The 18329-nt window shown below is 63.3% G+C and carries 25 protein-coding genes; 12 read left to right on the top strand and 13 right to left on the bottom strand.

Going from position 1 to position 18329, the window contains the following annotated elements:
- Positions 1–8: 8 nt before the first annotated feature.
- Entirely contained in the window at positions 9–341 is a 333-nt protein-coding gene (locus tag AB4Y77_RS14310) for a thiamine-binding protein (protein ID WP_089593387.1), read from the bottom strand.
- Positions 342–433: 92 nt separating this feature from the next.
- Between AB4Y77_RS14310 and AB4Y77_RS14305 the strand changes: the two genes are divergently transcribed.
- On the top strand, positions 434–1063 hold the full coding sequence (locus tag AB4Y77_RS14305) for a TetR/AcrR family transcriptional regulator (protein WP_311211568.1): 630 nt from the start codon (positions 434–436) through the stop codon (positions 1061–1063).
- An 82-nt stretch (positions 1064–1145) separates the two neighbouring features.
- Positions 1146–1706 (top strand): DUF5684 domain-containing protein, encoded by a 561-nt coding sequence (locus tag AB4Y77_RS14300; RefSeq protein ID WP_311211569.1) that lies wholly within the window; start codon positions 1146–1148, stop codon positions 1704–1706.
- Here the strand turns inward: AB4Y77_RS14300 and AB4Y77_RS14295 are convergent.
- The 4 genes from AB4Y77_RS14295 to AB4Y77_RS14280 are packed head-to-tail and all read right to left on the bottom strand — an operon-like array spanning position 1703 to position 4133.
- On the bottom strand, positions 1703–2014 hold the full coding sequence (locus AB4Y77_RS14295; protein WP_089593385.1) for an AzlD domain-containing protein: 312 nt from the start codon (positions 2012–2014) through the stop codon (positions 1703–1705). The two genes, AB4Y77_RS14300 and AB4Y77_RS14295, sit on opposite strands and share 4 nt — an antisense overlap.
- Positions 2011–2778, bottom strand: coding sequence for an AzlC family ABC transporter permease (locus AB4Y77_RS14290; protein WP_311211570.1), 768 nt, complete (start codon positions 2776–2778; stop codon positions 2011–2013). Before AB4Y77_RS14290 ends, AB4Y77_RS14295 begins: the two co-directional genes overlap by 4 nt.
- Complete coding sequence (locus tag AB4Y77_RS14285) at positions 2775–3209, bottom strand: DoxX family protein (protein WP_311211571.1); 435 nt, start codon at positions 3207–3209, stop codon at positions 2775–2777. Before AB4Y77_RS14285 ends, AB4Y77_RS14290 begins: the two co-directional genes overlap by 4 nt.
- Before the next feature lie 36 nt (positions 3210–3245).
- Complete coding sequence (locus tag AB4Y77_RS14280; RefSeq protein WP_311211572.1) at positions 3246–4133, bottom strand: glycerophosphodiester phosphodiesterase; 888 nt, start codon at positions 4131–4133, stop codon at positions 3246–3248.
- Between the two features lie 50 nt (positions 4134–4183).
- Here AB4Y77_RS14280 and AB4Y77_RS14275 point away from each other — a divergent pair, with 50 nt between their 5' ends.
- Genes AB4Y77_RS14275 through AB4Y77_RS14265 form a run of 3 tightly spaced genes read left to right on the top strand, consistent with a single transcriptional unit; the run spans position 4184 to position 6881 of the window.
- Entirely contained in the window at positions 4184–5578 is a 1395-nt protein-coding gene (locus AB4Y77_RS14275; RefSeq protein ID WP_311211573.1) for a DUF445 domain-containing protein, read from the top strand.
- A 50-nt stretch (positions 5579–5628) separates the two neighbouring features.
- Entirely contained in the window at positions 5629–6057 is a 429-nt protein-coding gene (locus AB4Y77_RS14270; RefSeq protein WP_311211574.1) for a VOC family protein, read from the top strand.
- Positions 6058–6071: 14 nt separating this feature from the next.
- On the top strand, positions 6072–6881 hold the full coding sequence (locus tag AB4Y77_RS14265) for an MBL fold metallo-hydrolase (protein ID WP_442014405.1): 810 nt from the start codon (positions 6072–6074) through the stop codon (positions 6879–6881).
- Positions 6882–6928: 47 nt separating this feature from the next.
- On the opposite strand, the gene AB4Y77_RS14260 is transcribed toward AB4Y77_RS14265, so the two are convergent.
- The 3 genes from AB4Y77_RS14260 to AB4Y77_RS14250 are packed head-to-tail and all read right to left on the bottom strand — an operon-like array spanning position 6929 to position 9361.
- Positions 6929–7741: a biotin-dependent carboxyltransferase family protein gene (locus AB4Y77_RS14260; protein ID WP_442014404.1), complete on the bottom strand. Its 813-nt coding sequence runs from the start codon at positions 7739–7741 to the stop codon at positions 6929–6931.
- A 53-nt stretch (positions 7742–7794) separates the two neighbouring features.
- A complete protein-coding gene (locus AB4Y77_RS14255) occupies positions 7795–8544 on the bottom strand; it encodes a LamB/YcsF family protein (protein ID WP_311211577.1) in 750 nt (249 codons plus the stop codon).
- Positions 8528–9361, bottom strand: a complete 834-nt coding sequence (locus AB4Y77_RS14250) for a hypothetical protein (protein ID WP_311211578.1) — start codon at positions 9359–9361, stop codon at positions 8528–8530. Before AB4Y77_RS14250 ends, AB4Y77_RS14255 begins: the two co-directional genes overlap by 17 nt.
- Positions 9362–9559: 198 nt before the next feature.
- Here AB4Y77_RS14250 and AB4Y77_RS14245 point away from each other — a divergent pair, with 198 nt between their 5' ends.
- From AB4Y77_RS14245 to AB4Y77_RS14235, 3 genes are all read left to right on the top strand, one after another.
- A complete protein-coding gene (locus AB4Y77_RS14245; RefSeq protein ID WP_311211579.1) occupies positions 9560–9727 on the top strand; it encodes a hypothetical protein in 168 nt (55 codons plus the stop codon).
- A gap of 74 nt (positions 9728–9801) precedes the next feature.
- Positions 9802–11124: an MFS transporter gene (locus AB4Y77_RS14240; protein ID WP_442014403.1), complete on the top strand. Its 1323-nt coding sequence runs from the start codon at positions 9802–9804 to the stop codon at positions 11122–11124.
- 29 nt (positions 11125–11153) lie between these two features.
- Entirely contained in the window at positions 11154–11561 is a 408-nt protein-coding gene (locus AB4Y77_RS14235) for a DUF6855 family protein (RefSeq protein WP_442014402.1), read from the top strand.
- Positions 11562–11596: 35 nt separating this feature from the next.
- Here AB4Y77_RS14235 and glsA read toward each other — a convergent pair whose 3' ends face one another.
- Both glsA and AB4Y77_RS14225 read right to left on the bottom strand, forming a co-directional pair.
- Complete coding sequence (glsA, locus tag AB4Y77_RS14230) at positions 11597–12619, bottom strand: glutaminase A (RefSeq protein WP_442014401.1); 1023 nt, start codon at positions 12617–12619, stop codon at positions 11597–11599.
- 43 nt (positions 12620–12662) lie between these two features.
- Entirely contained in the window at positions 12663–13043 is a 381-nt protein-coding gene (locus tag AB4Y77_RS14225; protein ID WP_442014400.1) for an META domain-containing protein, read from the bottom strand.
- 404 nt (positions 13044–13447) lie between these two features.
- Between AB4Y77_RS14225 and AB4Y77_RS14220 the strand changes: the two genes are divergently transcribed.
- The gene (locus tag AB4Y77_RS14220; RefSeq protein WP_442014399.1) at positions 13448–14164 is read left to right on the top strand and encodes a hypothetical protein; all 717 of its coding nucleotides are present in this window, start codon (positions 13448–13450) and stop codon (positions 14162–14164) included.
- Positions 14165–14259: 95 nt separating this feature from the next.
- Positions 14260–14565 carry a hypothetical protein gene (locus AB4Y77_RS14215; RefSeq protein WP_442014398.1) on the top strand — a complete coding sequence of 102 codons (306 nt, stop codon included), beginning with the start codon at positions 14260–14262 and terminating at the stop codon, positions 14563–14565.
- 2 nt (positions 14566–14567) lie between these two features.
- On the opposite strand, the gene AB4Y77_RS14210 is transcribed toward AB4Y77_RS14215, so the two are convergent.
- A complete protein-coding gene (locus AB4Y77_RS14210) occupies positions 14568–15488 on the bottom strand; it encodes an EamA family transporter (RefSeq protein ID WP_442014397.1) in 921 nt (306 codons plus the stop codon).
- An 85-nt stretch (positions 15489–15573) separates the two neighbouring features.
- Between AB4Y77_RS14210 and AB4Y77_RS14205 the strand changes: the two genes are divergently transcribed.
- The gene (locus AB4Y77_RS14205) at positions 15574–16425 is read left to right on the top strand and encodes a LysR family transcriptional regulator (protein ID WP_442014396.1); all 852 of its coding nucleotides are present in this window, start codon (positions 15574–15576) and stop codon (positions 16423–16425) included.
- A 20-nt stretch (positions 16426–16445) separates the two neighbouring features.
- On the opposite strand, the gene AB4Y77_RS14200 is transcribed toward AB4Y77_RS14205, so the two are convergent.
- Entirely contained in the window at positions 16446–17183 is a 738-nt protein-coding gene (locus tag AB4Y77_RS14200) for an ANTAR domain-containing protein (RefSeq protein WP_442014395.1), read from the bottom strand.
- Positions 17184–17417: 234 nt separating this feature from the next.
- Between AB4Y77_RS14200 and AB4Y77_RS14195 the strand changes: the two genes are divergently transcribed.
- Positions 17418–17915 (top strand): hypothetical protein, encoded by a 498-nt coding sequence (locus AB4Y77_RS14195; protein ID WP_442014394.1) that lies wholly within the window; start codon positions 17418–17420, stop codon positions 17913–17915.
- 84 nt (positions 17916–17999) lie between these two features.
- On the opposite strand, the gene AB4Y77_RS14190 is transcribed toward AB4Y77_RS14195, so the two are convergent.
- Positions 18000–18221 (bottom strand): hypothetical protein, encoded by a 222-nt coding sequence (locus AB4Y77_RS14190; protein ID WP_442014393.1) that lies wholly within the window; start codon positions 18219–18221, stop codon positions 18000–18002.
- Positions 18222–18329 lie beyond the last annotated feature (108 nt).

The following is an 18329-nucleotide window of genomic DNA, read 5'->3' as shown; positions in this document are numbered from 1 at the left end:
GGAAGGATCTAGTCCGTGGCGGAGATCGCCTCTTCGAGTCGTTCCACCTTGCCGGTCAGTTCGCCGCTGTAACCGGGCCGGATGTCGGCCTTGATCACCAGGGAGACGCGGCTGCCGTAGCGGCCCACAGCTTCGGTGGCGCGTTTGACGACGTCGAAGACCTCGTCCCATTCGCCTTCGATGGTGGTGAACATGGAGTCCGTCTGGTTGGGCAGTCCGGATTCACGGACGATCTTGACGGCGGCAGCCACGGCGTCGTGCACGGAAGCGTCGGGGGTGGGTCCGCCGTTGGCGGCGGATGCGGGCTGGCCCGAAGGGGCGACTGAGAAAGCAAGCAACATAAAATCCAGTGTTTCACGTACTGGTTTGTCATATAACGGCCTACTCCCGCGTAACAACGGGCCAAGGGCGCTCCGTTGCTACCCTGACAAGCATGGAACAGCCCTCTGAACGCAAGCCCCTCAGGGCAGACGCCGCACGCAATGTGGACAAAATCATCACCGCTGCCCGGCAATGCTTCCGGGAACACGGGCCCGAAGTGCCCCTGCAGACCATTGCCGCCACCGCCGGGGTTGGCCCCGCAACGCTGTTCCGCAATTTCTCGGACAAAGAGCAACTGGTCCTCGCCGCGTTGTCACGCCAACTGCGCCAGCATGTAGACCCCGTCGCCGCAGCAGCCTTGGACGGCATGGACGCCGCAGAAGGACTCATCAACGTCATCGATGCCGTGATGCAGGTAGCCAGCGAAGACGCGAACCTCCTTGACGCCGTCGCAGGCCGGCGCGGACTCCTGATCGGCATCACCCGCGGCATCATCGGCTCCATGGCCACCCTCCTTGAGCGGGGCCAGGGCCAGGGTTCCTTGCGACGCGACATCACCATCGAGGACATGGTCCGGCTGGTGGCCATGCTGATTGGCGCCGTGGACACCATGGAACCGGGCTCTGCGGCGTGGAAGCGCCCCGTGGCCTTGATTGAAGACGCCATCCGGACCGAGCGCCCGTCCCGGCCGCTTCCGGAACAGTCCGGCATCCCGGGTGTGACGCTGACCGAGGCACTCTAGCCCAGGCTGGCCAACCGCACGGGCGCTGGATGGTGTGACCTGCCCATCGCGGGACAGCCTGTGGGGTACTAGGCTCGGTCGTATGAATATTCCCCTGAGCTCATACTCATCCAGCGGATCCGAATCCGCTGCGGCAGCCGGCCTGGTCCTGCTGCTCATGGTCATTTACTTCGCAGTGGTCTTTGCGATCGTCGGTGTGCTCTACATGGGAATGTTCACCAAGGCAGGACGCCCTGCGTGGGCAGCTTTTGTTCCGATCTACAACAGCATCAAGCTCATGGAGATCGCCGGGCGCCCCTGGTACTGGTTCCTGCTGACCCTCATCCCGTTCGCAGGAATCTACTTCAGCATCGTGGCGCTCCACGACCTCTCCAAGTCGTTCGGCAAGGACGCCGGCTACACCGTTGGATTGGTCCTGTTGCCGGTGGTCTTCGTGCCGATGCTCTCCTACGGTTCCGCTCCCTACCTGGGTCCGGCGGCCGGGCGGCAATTCGTGGCCTACCCGCAGGGTTATGCGCAGCCGTACCCGCAGGGTTATGCGCAGCCGTACCCGCAGGGTTATGCGCAGGGCTACCCGCAGCCGTACCAGCAGCCTGGCCAACAGCCGCCGGTCCAGCAGCCCAATGGCCAGCAGTACCGCTAGCCCCAGCCCAGCAGCCTGAGGAGAGCCGCGGCCGCGGCGCCCGAAATCACCACCACCAGGAACGGTGCGCGAAGCCACAGCGCGACGGCGGCGGCGGCCAGGGCGCCGATGCGGGCATCAAGGACCAGCCCTTGTCCGGAGGCAACAGCGTTGACCACCGTCAGGGAGGCCAGCAGGCCAATGGTCATGGTGCCGGCCACGTGCATGATGCGGGGGCTCTCCAACAGCTTGGCCGGGACAAAGTAGCCCACCAACTTGGTGAGGTATGCCAGCGCACAGGCAATCAGGATCCATAGCCAGAGATTCACTTCGTGCCGCCGTTTCCAGGGTTCTCGTGCCGGTGTTTCTCCGCATAGGGATCCACGTCCGGCTCCAGTCCTTCGTCCAGGCGTGCGTGGCTGAACCAACCGATAACACCCGCCACCACCGCCGCCACCAGGATGGGAACGCCCGAGGGAACGAACGGCACGGCCAGGATGGTTGCCAGCGCGCAGGCAGCGGCGATGGCCCAGGGCTCGCGGCCTTTCAACCGCGGCCAGAGGAGGGCCAGGAAAGCAGCAACCGCGGCGCCGTCCAAACCCCATTGTTTGGGGTCTCCCATTGCATCGCCGGCCAAGGCTCCGATGGCCGTGAAGATATTCCAGAGAATGAATATACCGATTCCGGCGGTCCAGAACCCCCGGCGCTGCTCGTCGGGATCGGACTGGCCCGACGCCGTCGCTGTTGATTCGTCGATGGTGATATGCGCCGAAACATAACGCTTCCATCCGCCGGGGCGGAGCATCGCGTTGATCTGCATGCCGTAGATGCCGTTGCGTAACCCGAGCAAGGCGCTGGCTGTCATGGCCGCGACTCCGGAGCCGCCTCCTGCCACGACGCCAATGAAAGCGAACTGCGATCCACCACTGAACAGCAACAGGCTCAACACCATGGTCTGCCAGAAATCGAACCCTGATGCCACTGAGAGGGCTCCAAAGGACACCCCATAGAGACCCGTAGCGATACTCAGGGACACGGCCACCTTGAATGCCGGCGACTCCCTCAGCTTCATGGGGGCAGCACTGCCACTCATTTCCGCAGACTCCACGACCACAGGATCAGTGGAATCTGCAGGGGCAGGCGGACTGTATGGATGCGGCGCTCGGCTGCCGTGCCATCGGGACCGTAGGCGTGACGAAGTGCATCAATATGCCCGGCAAGGAATGCAGTGAACATCGCTGTGGTGGCATCCGCGGTCACCTTCCGCGTAGCAGGGATCAGCAGCCCGACGGCGGCAGCCACCTCGATCAGCCCGGACGAGGCAACCCATTCCTCGCGGGACATGACTGCCAGCGGTCCATTCGGGCGGCCAACCGGCTCGTCGTTGCGGCATAGGTAGTCCGGCACCACCGGGTAGTAGAACTTAGGCGTGCGGAAATGCTTTGCGGCGCTGGCCAGGAGCAGTGCGCTCAAAGCTACTGCGGACGTGGTTCGGGTTGCTTGTGCTGACCAGCGAAATGACATGAGACCACTCAATCACAACCGGAGGGGCCCCCAAAGTCAGCTGGACACCATCAATTGCTTGAGTACCTGCGCCGGCTTGTTGGTGGTGATCTCATGGATACCAAGTCCCTGGCAGAGTGCCACGTCCTTTTCCGAATCCACAGTCCACACGCGGAATATACGCCCGGCTTCCAACCAGCGCTGCACGTTGCGCGCATGCTCCCTGATGTAGTCAATACCCGGACCGGCGATTGATGCTTCGCCTGCGTCCAGGACACGTTCCGCCTCAAGCTGCGTGGCACGCATGACGTTGGCCACCGCGCCGCCGGTCAGGAAGCCCAGCCCGAGTTCCTGCCGAAGCTCCTGCACCGTGAAATCGTCCACCAGTTGGCACACGTGCTCCTTTGGCACGCCCTGCAGCAAACGCTGGACGGAATCGGTGTCGAAGCTCATGAAGGAGATCCGGATGTTCTCCAGCCGGGATTCTTCCGGCGTCCAGCCTTCTTCTTCCAGCAACGCCAACACCCTCTCCTCCAGCTTCAGCCGGTAAGGGCTGGGATGCTTGAGCTCAATCGCCAAACCAATCTCGCGGCCGGCCCCGCGCAGGATGTCCAGCAATTCCGGCAAGGTCAGGAACTGATCGGCCACTCCCCCATAAGCCTCGGGAATGCGTGCGCCCTTCCACGACGAGAAGTCCAAGGATCGGAGCTCCTCCAACGTGTGCTCCGCAACCGGCCCCGTGCCGGTGGACGTCCGGTCCAGGTTGGCGTCATGCAGCAACACCACGTGCTGGTCCCGCGTCAGGTGGACATCGCATTCCACACCGTCGGCACCGTCGGCGATTGCCTGCAGGTAAGCCGCCCTGGTGTGCTCGGCGTAGGCTGCACTCGCGCCGCGATGGGCGTAGACCTTGGGCCGGACTGGGGCGAAGTCGTCGCTAGTCATGCAGACACGGTAGCCCACCTCCGTGCATCTGCGGGGGCTACGCTGGGCTCATGCAGGTGAACTCTGAACAAATCCCAACTGAAGACGTCACCAACCCCAACCCGCTGCCCCATCAGCCGGGTTTCAAAGGTTCCGAAGGCGCAGGTTCCGCCCGCACCGGTTCCGCCCGCGCACGGCGGGGCGCCGCCGTCGTCGACCTTTCAGCAGGTGACCTGGAAAAGGCGGCCGCGCTGCTCCGCATGAAGCGGTTGGCGCTGGCGCTGCTGATCGCCATGGCGGTGATCTTCACCGTGGCGTTCGCGTTCCAGAAGCAGTATCCATGGCTGGAATACGTGCGTGCGGCAGCTGAAGGCGGCATGGTGGGCGCGTTGGCTGACTGGTTTGCGGTCACTGCGCTGTTCAAGTACCCCATGGGCCTGAAGATCCCCCACACGGCCATCATTCCGCGCCGCAAGGACCAGATCGGCGAATCGCTCAGTGACTTCGTCGAGAGCAACTTCCTTTCCCAGGAAGTTGTGCAGGAGAAGTTGGCCAGCATCGATATTGCCCGCAAGGCCGGCACGTGGTTGTCTGCGCCGGGCGGAGCCGAACGCGTGGCGAAGGAAGGCGGCGCGATCATCCGTGGTGCCTTCACCGTCCTGAACGACGACGACGTACAGGCAGTCATCGAGGGAATGGTCCGCAAGCACCTGCTCACCCCGCCATGGGGGCCGCCCGTGGGCCGGATGGCTGAACGGATCTTCGCCGACGGACACCACCACACCCTGGTTGACCTCTTGGTTGACCGCGCCGCCGACTGGGTGGATGCAAACCACGCCACGGTCAACCGGCTGGTCTCGGATCGCTCGCCCCTGTGGGTGCCCACGTTCGTGGACGGCCTGGTGGGCGACAGGGTCTATGTGGAGCTCGCCAAATTTGTCCGCGCTGTTCAGTCGGACCAGAACCATCAGGTGCGCCAGTCGATCGATGCCTACCTCAAGGATCTGGCCCAGGACCTTCAGCATGATCCCGCCATGATCGAGCGCGCAGAGTCCATCAAAGCCCAGATCCTCGGCGACCCCGAAGTCCGCGAACTGGCGTCCCGCACGTGGGGAACCGTGAAGACTGCGTTGCTCAACGCCGTCGACGATCCGGACAGTGAACTGAGCCAGCGCTTCAAGGGCGCCGTCCGCGATTTCGGTACGCGACTGGTCAACGACGACGAACTGGCCGGCAAGGTCAACGCCTGGATCGGAGACGCGGCGGGTTACTTGGTGAACACGTACCGCTCGGACATCGCAGGCGTCATCTCTGACACCGTGGCGCGTTGGGATGCCGAGGAAACGTCCCAGAAGATCGAACTGCAGGTGGGCAAGGACCTCCAGTACATCCGCATCAACGGCACCGTGGTGGGCGCCCTGGCCGGGCTCGCGATCTTTACGGTGGCGCACCTGCTGTTCGGCTAGCTACCGGCGGCGCTCTGGAGCTATCCCGTGGGCCTTGGTACCTTCAGCACATGCCCATCAAACTTGAAAACGTTGGTATTGCGGTCCGGGATCTTGAAGAAACCATCGCCTTTTTCACGGATCTCGGCCTCACCGTGCTGGGCCGTGACACGGTCAGCGGTGAATGGGCCGATACGGCAGTAGGGCTGGACGGCAACCACGCAAAGATTGCGGTGCTCCAAACTCCGGATGGCAACGGCCAACTGGAGCTTTTCGAGTACATCCACCCTGACGCGATCGAGACCAACCCCACCCTTCCCAACGAGATCGGCATGCACCGGGTCGCCTTCTCGGTGGACGACATCGATCAAGCCCTGGAGATCGCCGCCAAGCACGGGTGCCTCCCTCTGCGTGGTGTGGCGAACTATGAGGGCGTTTACAAGCTCACCTACCTCCGCGGGCCCAGCGGGATCCTGGTCATGCTGGCGCAGAAACTCTAAAGGGAGGCACTCCCATGCTGAAGCACGTCGCTGAGGGCGTTCTGGTTCACGAGAGCGAATTCATCCAGAGCAACTGCACGGTGGTGCAGGGCCGGGAAGGTGTCCTGCTGATCGACCCCGGCATTACGGTCAACGAAATGGCCACCATCGCGGACGACCTCCGCGAGTTGGGCCAGCCTGTCGTGGCCGGTTTCTCCACGCACCCCGACTGGGACCATGTGCTCTGGCACCCTGACTTCGGCAGCCCGCCCCGCTACGGCACGGCGCGCTGCGCGGCCTCCATCCAGACGGTCCTGGCCGCTGCTGACTGGAAGGAGCAGATAGCAGAAGGGCTGCCTCCGGAGCATGCCGATGAGATCCCGATGGAGTTGCTCGGCCTCATTTCCGGACTGCCTGCCGGTACTGTGCAGATCCCGTGGGACGGACCCACCGTCCGCATTCTGGAGCATCAAGCCCACGCCCCTGGCCACGCGGCCCTCTTGATCGAGGGGGCCGGTGTCCTGGTAGCCGGCGACATGCTGTCCGACATCCTGATGCCGTTCCTCGACCTCGAGGCAGCGGATCCGCTCACTGACTATCTTGAAGCGCTGCGGCTCTTCAATTCCGTGGCCGGCGATGTTGTTGCCGTCGTCCCGGGCCACGGCTCAGTGGGCCTGGCTGGGCAGTTGCGGGAACGCATTGCTCTGGATCGCGCCTACGTGCAGGCTTTGCTGGATGACCGTGAGGCCGAGGACCCCAGGGTTGGCCCGTCCGCTCCGTTGGAGTGGCTGGCCGACATCCATGGGTGGCAGGTGCAGCGACTGGCCGAAAAACGGCGGGGCTGAGTTTTCTCATGGAATGCCGTTCTTGAGAAAATCGACGCCGCATTTTCTCAGCCGAGCAAGTGCACCATCTGCCCTGGCCTCGCTTGGCCGATCAGGTCCAGGTCTTCGTCGCGCACCACGGCGACCACCGGCGATTTGGCCGTTGCCGGACGGCCAGCCAACGCAATGACGGGAAGGCCCGACGGCGGCAGCACCACTGAGCCCAAGGCCAACGGTTGAGGATGGGCTGCTTGGGCTTCGGCATCTGTAGCTACGTGGCCAACCTCAAGTGGCCGACCCATCAATCGCGCACCCACGCGGTCCGATTCCTGCGAGAGCGTCCACGGTTCCGTGGTCAAGCGGAGCCATGTGCCGGCGTCGATAGTCCGCGTCTGCGGGTCGCCCGGCCCCTGGGGCATACGGGAAACCCTGGCAACTACCGGCCTCTCGGGGTCCAGTGCCCGCCGGGCAGGGTGGTTGACCTCAGGAAAACCCTGGCCGTGTGGCTTTCCGAACGTCACGGCCGCACCGGCCGACAGCGCTTCGCCGGGCATCGACACGCCACCTTGGACCCCTACGTAATAACGGATCCCAAACAACGCAGGGCCGAAGTCCAACACTGCTCCGGGAGCTACCCTGACCGCTTTGTTCAGCGGAAATTCCGAGCCGTTGAGCGTCACCACTCCCTCGGCGCCGGTGACTGCCACGGCCGACCCGGTCACGAACCTCAGCTTCAGGCCGCCCACCAGCACCTCCAGTCCGGCCGCATGTTCAGGATTTCCCAGCAAGGCGTTCGCCAAGTGCAGGGACATCCGGTCCAGGGCGTGATCGGGCTTGAGGGCAAGCGTCAGCGTTCCGGGGACCACCACCACTGCACTCATCCAGCAAACCCTCCCTTACCAACCAGCAGAACGTGGATTACGCCGCATCAGGCCTACGCGAAGGCCTCAATCTGCACACCGGCCTGCTCAAGACCTTCCCGGACTGCAGCGGCCATGGTGACAGCCCCTGGCGTATCTCCGTGAATGCAGAGGGAATCAGCCACTACAGGGACAACGGTTCCGTCGATGGCCAGGATTTCCTTGCGCGTTGCCAGCCTTACGGCCTGAGCCACCACCGCGGCGGGGTCATGCAGCACTGCGCCGTCCTGGGTACGGGGTACAAGTGTGCCGTCCGGAAGGTACGCACGGTCCACGAACGCCTCGCGGAACACCGGATGACCGGCTTCTTCTGCGAGCTTCAGCCATTCGGAGCCCGGCAAGCCAAGCACGGGCAGCCCGGGATCGTAGGCGTGGACAGCGGCCACTACGGCCTCAGCCTGCTCGGCGTCACGGACAATCCGGTTGTAGAGCGCCCCGTGTGGCTTCACGTAGTCCACCGATGCTCCCACAGCGTGGGCCATCCCATCGAGGGCGCCGAGTTGATACAAAACGTCGCCGAAGAGTTCGTCGAAGGTCATATCCAGGGAACGTCGGCCGAAGCCTGCCAAGTCCCGGTATCCCACATGCGCTCCAACGCGGACGTCCAGTTCAAACGCCGCCCGGCAGCTGTCCAACATGGTGAGGGGATCACCGGCGTGGAAGCCACAGGCCACGTTGGCACTGCTCACGATGCGGAACATCGAGGCGTCGTCACCCATGGTCCAGGAGCCGAAAGACTCCCCGAGGTCAGCGTTCAGGTCCACTGTTACCGCCTTCCAGCGTGAGGGTTTCGGCCGCTTCTGGCTCGACAGCATTCTTTGGTGCATTGGGGAGCAGCTCACCCGGGACGGTGTCCGGAAGCGGACCGAAAGCTTCCTTGGCTGTGGAAACCACGGCGCGGCCCATCATGAGGTTGCCGGCACCACCCACTACTGCGCCCACGCCGAAAGGCAAGGCACGGCCCAGGAACGCGGTCCCCTGGCGCTTCACGAGGTTCTTAAGGAAGGCCCGCTGGATGGAGTCGCGGATGACGCCAAAGCCGCTTCCCGGAATCTTCTTGGTGAGGGTCCTGCCCCATGCGTTGGTCACGCCCTTGCCGCGTCCGAGCGACTGGCCACTCAGTGCCCCGAGCATGGACGTGCCTTCCTCGCCCAGCATGATGGCCATGACCATGGTTTGCGCCCGTACAGGATCCGTGAGCCGGATGCCGTGGAGCTCCGCCAAGGACGATGCATACAACGCGGTGGTCTCCAGGAAGCCGACCGTGGCGAGCGCGGAAAGTCCCAGGGAAGCTGCGGTTCCGATGCCAGGCACGACGGCCGTTGCACCCACCGCTGCTCCTCCACCGGAGATAGCGAGCAAGTAGTGGCGTTCAAGTTTCGCTGCGAGCTGGGCCGGGGTGTCATGGGGGTGTCTGCGTTGCAGCCTGCGCAGGTTTGCCAGCACCAACGGGCGCTGGACTTCGACCGCCTTCAGCAGGACATTGTGGACGCCGGGCTTGGTGTTGCCTTGCTGATCGAAGACTGCGTTGTGGGCTGTCTCTTGGGCGATTTTCACCGCCGGGTTGGGTCGCTTGGGCATCTTCACCTCTCCTTGGCAGCTGGGTCGTCATACGGGGAACTGCTGGATTCAGCCTATGCCACAGCCCTGTCCTGCGAGACCTCCCCTTGGCGCTATGTGGATACTATTCCGCGCACAGCGGACGTCCCAGCTGAGCTCCCGCGGCGTAGACTGGGGGCACTCACGGAAGCAGTCCACCAAGGACAGGAAGTATCCGTTATGAATGCCTCGGAAAAGAACGAACACGTCATCCGACACCACACCGACGCCCCGGCGGAGGGTGAAACGGAAGGCTGGGTTTCGCACGATACCGGCGTCCACAGCCAGGACCCGGCTGAAGGCCCGGACATCGACGACGACGACGCACCGCCGTCGGGCGCTTCATAACCGAGGTTCCTACCGCCGTCGTCGTCAGCAGGCGCGCCTTCCACAGCGCCAACTCCCAGGTCTAGGCTGGTGAAATGGCTGCGTTAAGAGCGCTGCGTCCGTTTGCGCACCGGGAATTCCGCGTGTTGATTTCCGCGCTGTCCATTTCCATTTTTGGCTCAGGCATGTGGGCAGTGGCGATGGTCTATGAGGTGATCCACCTCGGCGGTGGTCCGCTGGAATTGTCTCTGGTGGCCACTGCTGCCAGCGTGGGCCTGGTGGGCTTCGTGCTGGCCGGAGGCATTGCGGCCGACAGAGTTCCCCAACGTCTTCTGATCATTGCAGTGGAGGGCGCGAACCTGGCCGTCATCGCCACCATCACGGCGCTGGCCATGCTAGACGTCCTTCAACTGTGGCATTTGGCCATCGGTGCTTTCGTCCTGGGTGTGGGGCAGGCGTTCTTCTTCCCTGCATATTCGGCGATCCTGCCGCGTATCCTGCCTGCCGACGATCTCCTGGCCGCCAATGGTTTGGAGGGCACCGTGCGGCCGGTCCTGCAACAGGCGGCGGGCCCGGCACTTGCCGGGATCCTGGTGGCAGCACTGTCCCCGGCACACGCTGTGGCGGGGGTTGCCGTGTGCCATTTGCTGGCGTTCGGAATTGTGAACTTCCTGAGCCGCCAAACGCTGGGATTGGCCGCTCCGGGGGCGGTGGGCAGCGATGGGACACCGGCGAAGTCGTCTCTCTTCAGAGACCTCGCTGAGGGGTTCAGCTACACCATCCGCACCCCTTGGCTGTTGTGGACCCTGATCTGGGCTTGCCTGTCAGTGCTGTTCCTCATAGGTCCCATCGAGGTCCTGCTCCCGTTCGTTGTCCAGGACCAGCTGGGCGGCGACTCGAGGATGTTCGGTTTCCTGCTGGCCATCATGGGCGTAGGGAGCGCCATCGCTGCGCTGGCAACCGCATCCCTTCGTCTCCCCCGCCGCTACCTGACAGTCATGGTCGTGACGTGGGGGCTCGGCAGCCTGCCCGTGGCAGCCATTGGGTTCATGGACAGCTTTTGGATGCTCGGCGCTGCCATGCTCATCTTCGGAGTCACCGAGGGGATCGGCACCGTCATCTGGGGAACGTTGCTGCAGCGGCGCGTGCCACGGCATCTGCTGGGCCGGATATCCAGCCTGGACTTCTTTGTTTCCCTGGCCCTGATGCCTGTTTCCATGGCCCTCGCCGGCCCCATTGCGGAAGTGGTTCCGATCTGGCTGATATTCTTCGTCGGCGGTTTGGCGTGCCCCATCATGGCCTTTGTTGCACTCTTCGCGGCACGCATGATGACTGATGAGATCCAGAACCCCCTGACCGCCGATGCCTCCGATGCCTCCGATCCTGAAGCTGCAGACACCCAGCCCGACGCTGTGTAGCGTGGGCACCACCCCAGGAAGGACACACCATGGCCGCAGGAACCAAAGACGATCCGTGGCAGCTCACCACTCCCCCGGGATCCTCCGACTACACCATGTATAAGGACGAGGCCGCTGATCCCCCGTCTGTGGTTTGCCGCGTGGGATCCACCACGCTGCTCTACCAGCTCCGTGGCATCGAGGACCTCCATTCCTGGCTCCTGGAGCAAGGCGACTGGGTACCTCTTGGCGCCGCCGACGAGGGCAAAGACGCCGCCCCCGGAACCGTCGAAGCGTGGGGCCGGAGCGCGGACAATCCCGTGGGTGGTTGGTACGGACTTCGCAAGGGCTACCGGGGCCGGTTCGGAATGTACATGCCTCCCCTGCTGGAGGCCCTCGGCTTGGCTGAGCTGACGCATGAGAAGCGCAACAACACTATGCGGGCCATCGGACCATAGCGCGCCCGGTGCGCCCCCACGCCACCGCAGCTGCACTAGGGGACAATCGTGGATTTTTCGTCCGGTACGTGCGCTTGTGAAGCGAAGATGTTCAAACCGAGGACGCGGGAGAGATACGCAGTGGCCTGCTGGCCACGCACGCTGTTTCCCGCGGCGTCGAGCCGTGGCGAGAAGGCTCCAATTCCGGCCTTACCGGGTGAGACCGTCAGCAGGCCACCGGACACTCCTGACTTGCCGGGGAGTCCGATTTCGAACAGCCACTCCCCTGACCGCTCGTACAGTCCATTGGCTGCAAGAACCGCCAGGGTATCCCGGCATACGTCCGCCGAGACCACGCGTTTGCCCGTCACCGGGTTGACCCCGCCGTCTGCGAGTGTGGCGCCCATGATGGCGAGGTCGCGGGCACTGACCAGCAGGGAGCATTGCCTGGTGTAGACATCCACCACGTCCAATGGATCGCGGCCCATCCTGCCGTAGCTCTCCAGAAGGCGGGCAATGGCACTGTTGCGGGTGTTGGTGGCGGCCTCGGACGCGTAGACCTCTTCATCCAGCACCAGGTCGCGGCCCGCGAAAGCGGACAGCCCCGAATGGATGGCGGCCCACTGCTCATCCGGCGTCATGCCGGGCATCAGCGCGGTGGTGGCCAAAGCCCCGGCGTTGACCATGGGGTTCATGGGATGACCATTGTTGAGTTCGATCGCCATCACCGAGTTGAACGCCAACCCGGTGTTGTTCACCCCCACCAGGTCAGCTACGGCAGCGTGCCCGAACTCTTCACACACCAGTGCGTAGACGAACGCTTTGGAGATGGACTGGATGGAGAACTTCACATCAGCGTCACCGGCCACATGCACGCCGCCGTCCACCTCAACCACGCAGACACCGAAAAGCTCGGGATCGGCCTGGGCAAGGGCAGGAATGTAGTCCGCCACCGCGCCGTCGCTGCATGCACGGTTCCGCTCATGCGACGCGGCCACCAGCGAATCAACCTGCTGCCAACCGGGCAAAGTTCCCGTAGAAACGGCCTGTTCCACACCCTCGCCACGTGAATCCAACACGGCTCCCCCCAGTTATACGTTGATGACTCATTGTCGCTGGGAGCTACTTGCCGGCAGCCAGTGTGCCGATCTGATCCCCGCCTTGGCCGAAGACCGCCATTTTTCCGTCCTCCTGGATCTTGGCGGTGGCAGCGTTCGAGAGCCACGTGTCCACGCCTTGGCACGCCATCCGCGTGGACGAGAAACCCCCGAACAGAACGGTTTTTCCGTCCTCTTTCCAGGAGCCGACGAGCCGGTTGCAGCCATCCGTTCCGGTGGCGCTGCCGTCGGACTTCACGTCAAGGGAGGGTTGCTTGGTGTCGCTGGTATCACCCCAGACTCCGACGAACGGGCTGGTGCCGCTCCCCGCGCAGCCTGCCAGGAAAGCAGCAGCAAGCAACGCCAGGGAAACAACGCGGACAATGCGGGTCTGGGTCTGCGCCATGCGGTCAGTCTAGGTTCCCTGATGGAACATGCACCAGAGTCCGGACCCGCTGACCACAGGCTTCCGGTGGCGTTCACAATACTGCGATTAACCGGATCGTGCGGCCGGTCGCGACTCAGACGACCGACCGCACTAGCCCGGTTTACGCAGCGACGGCGCCCCGGGCGGGTCCCAGAACCCGCCACACCCATCGCTGCTAACTCCGCCGGTGAACCACAACGCAGCCGAAAAGGGCAACGGCGCAGTCCGCGGTTCAACGACCTGGGCACTCAATATGTGCGCTGACCTGCGGAAACGTGACGCGGTCCTTGGCAAAATGTTTGGCTTTGACGATTTCGGCCCCAACAGGCAACATTTTCAGCACTGAGCACCGCTGCTTCCATCTGCACGGTTTAATGGGCTCCATGAGCACCGTAGATCCGATCGCCGCCAGGAAACTCCGCGCCAACAAACGCCCTGGCCCGGTCCGCATTGTGCTGCCTCTGGGCTTCCAGTTCATCGGCGGACTCGCAGCAGGCTACGGCTGGCCTCATCTAACGGTCCTGGAAAACCTCGAGCCTCCGACCCTCGCCATGACCGCCATCATCGTGAGCATCCCCCTCCTCGTCCTGAGCTCCATCGCGTGGACCGCCGTGGCCATCAGGAGCAGCAATCTCGGGCTGGCATTGGGCGGAACCTTGGCGTGGCTGGGTGCCACGCTTGGAGTGGGAGCCGCCGCAGTCCAGCTGGACTATCCACCGATCCTCACGTGGGTTGCCGCCGGATGCGTGGCCATCTTCCTGTTCCTCGGCAGCCTGGGAATCATCGGCGCAAGGGCCCGCAGGACCGCCGCCCGACGGGAGGCGGAAGTAATGAGCACTGGCACGATGACGTCCGCCAGGGTCACCGACAAGGGCTACCTCTCGTTCAGTGACAGCTCGAAGATCCTCACCACTGTCACGTTCACGTTCCATGACCTGGGCGGGGTCCAACGCTGGGTCCAAAGGGCCTTGCTGATTACAGCCGCAGAGCCTGTAGTGGACGGCCAGGAGACCACCCTTTGGTATGACCCCATGGATCCGGGCAACGACAAGAAGATCGTCGTGAAACTGGCCAAAGACATGCCTTTGCGCCGACCCTGAGAAACAACGCCTCCTGAAATCGCATCACATTTCCGCTGACCCGCCCACATATCAGTAGACGGAAAACACCCAGAGGATGCGCCCAGGAGCAAGATGTGAAGTCACCAAACGGAATGGCCATGACGGCCTCCCTCGCGTTTACCGACGCACCGGATATCCACCTCTTGTTCATGGCGGCATTGGTTTTCCTCGCCGGCATGGCCGGGGTGGGCGCGGTGACACTCCTCCTGTTGTTGGCACCTTTCGCCGCGCTGCTGATGGCTCGGCCTCGGCCGAAAAAGACCCTCGAAGGAACCAGCGCGCCTGCTGGTTCCGGCACCATCCCCCTGCAATGCAAGAGAACCGACGGCGGTGCGGGGCGCCTGCCGCAGCCGCGCACCCGGGACGACAAAGCCGCTTAGACTCAGCCGCCGGCGTCGTGACTTTTCTCCTTGTGACTCTGAAGCGGTTTCACGCGTCTACCGAGCAACAGCACGGCAGCGTTGGCCACGACGATCAATCCAATACCGGCCCACTGACCCACGGCAAGTTCCTCGTGCAGGACGACGGCCCCGATCAGCGCAGCGAACACCGGGTTGATGCTCATGAGCACGCCGAACAGATGGGCAGGAACCCTCCGCAGCGCGATGAGGTCTGCCACATAGGGGAGCACGGACGCCAGGATCCCGGCACCAACTGCGCACAGGACCGAAAACCCGTCTACAGGCTGACTCATGAAAATCACGACGGCGACGGGCAGGAACAGCGTGGCGGACACTCCTGTTGCGGCCGCCGTCCCCTGAATGCCCTGCACGCGCCGGCCGACGGTCCGGTTGAGGAGAATGTAGGCCGCCCAGCTGCAGGCAGCAATGAGGCCCAGCCCTATGCCCACAAAGTCCATGGATGCCTGGGGTTGCGTTATGGCAATGACGCCGGCAGCGGCCGCCGCGGCGCACAGGGCACTGCCCTTCCGTCGCGAACTGATCAGAGCCACGGCAAGCGGCCCCAGGAACTCCAGCGTCACCGCCAGGCCAAGGCCGATCCTTTGAATGGACGCGTACAAGCCAAGATTCATGGTCCCGAAGGACACAGCGAGCAGGAGAACGGGCCACCACTGGGACCAACTGAGTTCGCGCAGCCGGGGCCGGACCAAGGGCAAGAGCACTATGGCCGCTACCAGTTGCCGGACCGCCACCACGCCAACCGGGCCCATGACGGGGAAGGCGAGCGAGCCAGATGCGGCACCCAACTGGTTGGACAGTGCGCTGGCGACGAGGGTGGCCGCTCCACCGACTCTCCTGGACGACTGCGGGCTGGCTGCGCTCACTCCCGTGGTCTCGATCATGGGGAAATTCTGCACGCCTGCTGTTCATCCCCTAAATGCATGGATGCCACTATTTATACGCTGGGTGCATGAATAGGATGGGGCTATGGACGTTGAGCTGAGGCAGCTTCGCTGCTTGCTGGCAGTGGTGGACGAAGGCACCTTCACCGATGCCGCCATCGAGCTGCGCATGTCCCAGGCAGCAGTGTCACGCAACATCGCGGGCTTGGAACAGGCCCTGGGTGTCAGGCTCGTGGAACGAACCACCAGGAGCATCCGCCTCACCACTTCCGGCGAGCGCGCTGTGGCCAAGGCGCGGCGCATCCTTGCCCTCCTGACAGATCTGGAACGCGATGCCGGAGCAGGTACGGGAAAGGTCCGGATCGGCTATGCCTGGTCAGCTTTGGGCGAGCACACCACCGAATTCCAGCGGCGATGGGTTGCCGCCTTCCCCTCCGCCGAGCTTCAACTGGTCCGTTCCAACACACCCACCGCCGGCCTCGTGGACGGAAGCACGGACCTTGCCATCCTCCGCCGCCAACCTGAAGCGGCCGCCGTCGAGCATGTCCGGATGGGCGCCGAAAAACGCTACTGTGCCATGGCGTCGGATGATGTGTTGGCGCCGAAGAGGTCGGTGACACTGGCGCAGATCGCCCAACAGCCCGTGGCGATGGATCTGCGGACAGGCAGCACCACGCTGGGGCTTTGGCCAGAGGATGCCGGGCCACCACAGGTTGTCCCCACCCAAGACGTTGACGACTGGTTGACGGTCATCGGCAGCGGTAAAGCCCGGGGCATCACTGCCGAATCCACCGCGCACCAATATCGACGACGGGGCGTCACCTACCGCCTGGTCCGGGACGCCCCACCGGTTCCCGTATATGCGGCCTGGTCCAGGAAGGATCCGCCGCGCGAGCGGGAGCAGATTGTGGAGCTGCTGATGGAGTTGTACCGCTAGTTCAGCCCACCAAGCGCAGTTCAGTCCTCGAAGCGCAAGTGGTTTTCGGTGCTGCCGCTTAAATGCGCGATGATCTCCGATGCGACAGCATGCAGTTTCTGATTCCTGTGGCTGGAAGCTTTGGTCAGAAACTCGAAGGCTTCGTCCTGTGTGCATCGACTCTGGGCCATGATGACCCCACATGCCAGGTCAATGACAGTTCTGGAAGACATTGCTGTTTTCAGGTCCGCGTTGAGTTGCTCCACGGTTTCGATCCTGATGGCAAGACGCAAGGTACTGCCGGTGACCTCCGTGAAAGCGGCAGCCTCGTCGATCACAGCTTGCGTGAAAGTACCGGCGTTGGGGGCAAAGAAGTTGATGACCGCCTGGGACGTTTCGCCGAGGTCCATGGGCACGCCCAAGGCGGTGTGAATACCCTCAGCCGCCAAAGCCTGGCTGTATTTCGGCCAATTGGTGTCGGTGGCAACGTCTGCCAGCAGCACCGGACGGCCCGCGTCCAGCGCTTCCAGACAGGGGCCCTGCCCAAGGGATTGTTCGATCTTGTCCAGATGAACCGCCCTCTCGCTGCTGCCCGCAACGGTGGCGGTGCGCTTGCGGCGGCGCAGCGTGAGCGCACAGTCGATGTCTTCACCAGCCACTTTGCTCATCGCGTTGGACGCAAAGCCGGTCACACCGTTGAGGATGGCATGGATATCCGAGCTTCCGACCACCAACTCGTGCAGGCTGCGGATGTGTTCGGCACTCCCGTTGGGTTCCATAGGCCTAATCGTAGGAAGTGTTGGGCCTCCCGTCACGTGCTTCCGCTAACTGGTAGACGGAGCACATCAGGAGCTCGGACAGGCTGCCTGCTGGTGCGAATGGTTTCTGGCGCACCGCCGGGAATTGGGACGCCTTGGTCAGCGTCAAGCCCCTCAACATCGTCGGAGCCACAGGATCACCTGCCAACGCCACAGCACTGGCCTGAGTTCCGGGTGGACCGCTACCCTGAGCCCATGGAATCCGCACTGGCCTCGTGGGGCGAGTTCAACGTAGCAATTGCCGGTGCCGGTGCGGCGCTCGGTGGGCTGCTGATCGTGGCGTTGTCCGTAAACATCAAACAGATCGCTGAGTCACGGGGCCTCGCGGCCAGGGCAGGGGCCGCGATCTCCGCCCTCATCCTTGGCGTTGTCCTGGCATGCGCGGCGCTCATTCCCGGGCAGGAGCTATGGGCCTTTGGGGTGGAAGTCCTGGCCGGCACACTCGCTGGCGGGGTGATCGCTGTCCTTGCGTCCCGCGCCATCCTGGAAGACGACACTCCCGGGCATCAGCACCGTTGGGATGCCCAGCACATTGCGTCGTTCGTTTTCCCACTGGTGGTCTATGCCGTGGGCGGGGTGCTGATTGTCATGTCGCTGCCGGCCGGCTTGGTGGTTGTGGCACTCGGAACGATCATCGCGTTGATCGGGGCGGTGGTGTTTTCCTGGGTGGCATTGGTGGAAATACTGCGCTGAAATGCGAGAAAAACGCAAGCGAACGACGCCGGGAACCTCCCGCCGTCGCTCGCTTGCGTAAAACAGTTTCCGATGTGACTTTTACTATCCTGTCTTTCCAGACAATGCCACCAGCACCCCGGCGGCGGAGAAGAACTTGTTGCTGCCGAGGTCGCGAACTGTTCTGATTCCCAGTTCGGCGAGCAGCTCGTTATGTTTGTCGGTCAGGCCGGCCAGCGCCGATGGCGGAGCAGCGAGGATTTCGTCCAGGGTGGAGTTTTCGTAGGCTTTATCGAGTGCTTTGCCCAATTCAACAGAAACAGCCAAGGCATTTCCTTTCATCGATACGGAACAATTGCAAACATACTAAGCAGCCTTTGGAATTGCCGATCTTGGCCGCCTACGAAACAACATAGCCCACATTGCATTCCATAT

The sequence above is a fragment of the Paenarthrobacter sp. YAF11_1 genome, assembly GCF_052113445.1.
In the GTDB taxonomy this organism is placed as follows: Bacteria; Actinomycetota; Actinomycetes; order Actinomycetales; family Micrococcaceae; genus Arthrobacter.
The sequence above is the reverse complement of the archived record's forward strand: the minus strand, read 5'-3'. Positions and strand labels throughout refer to the sequence as shown.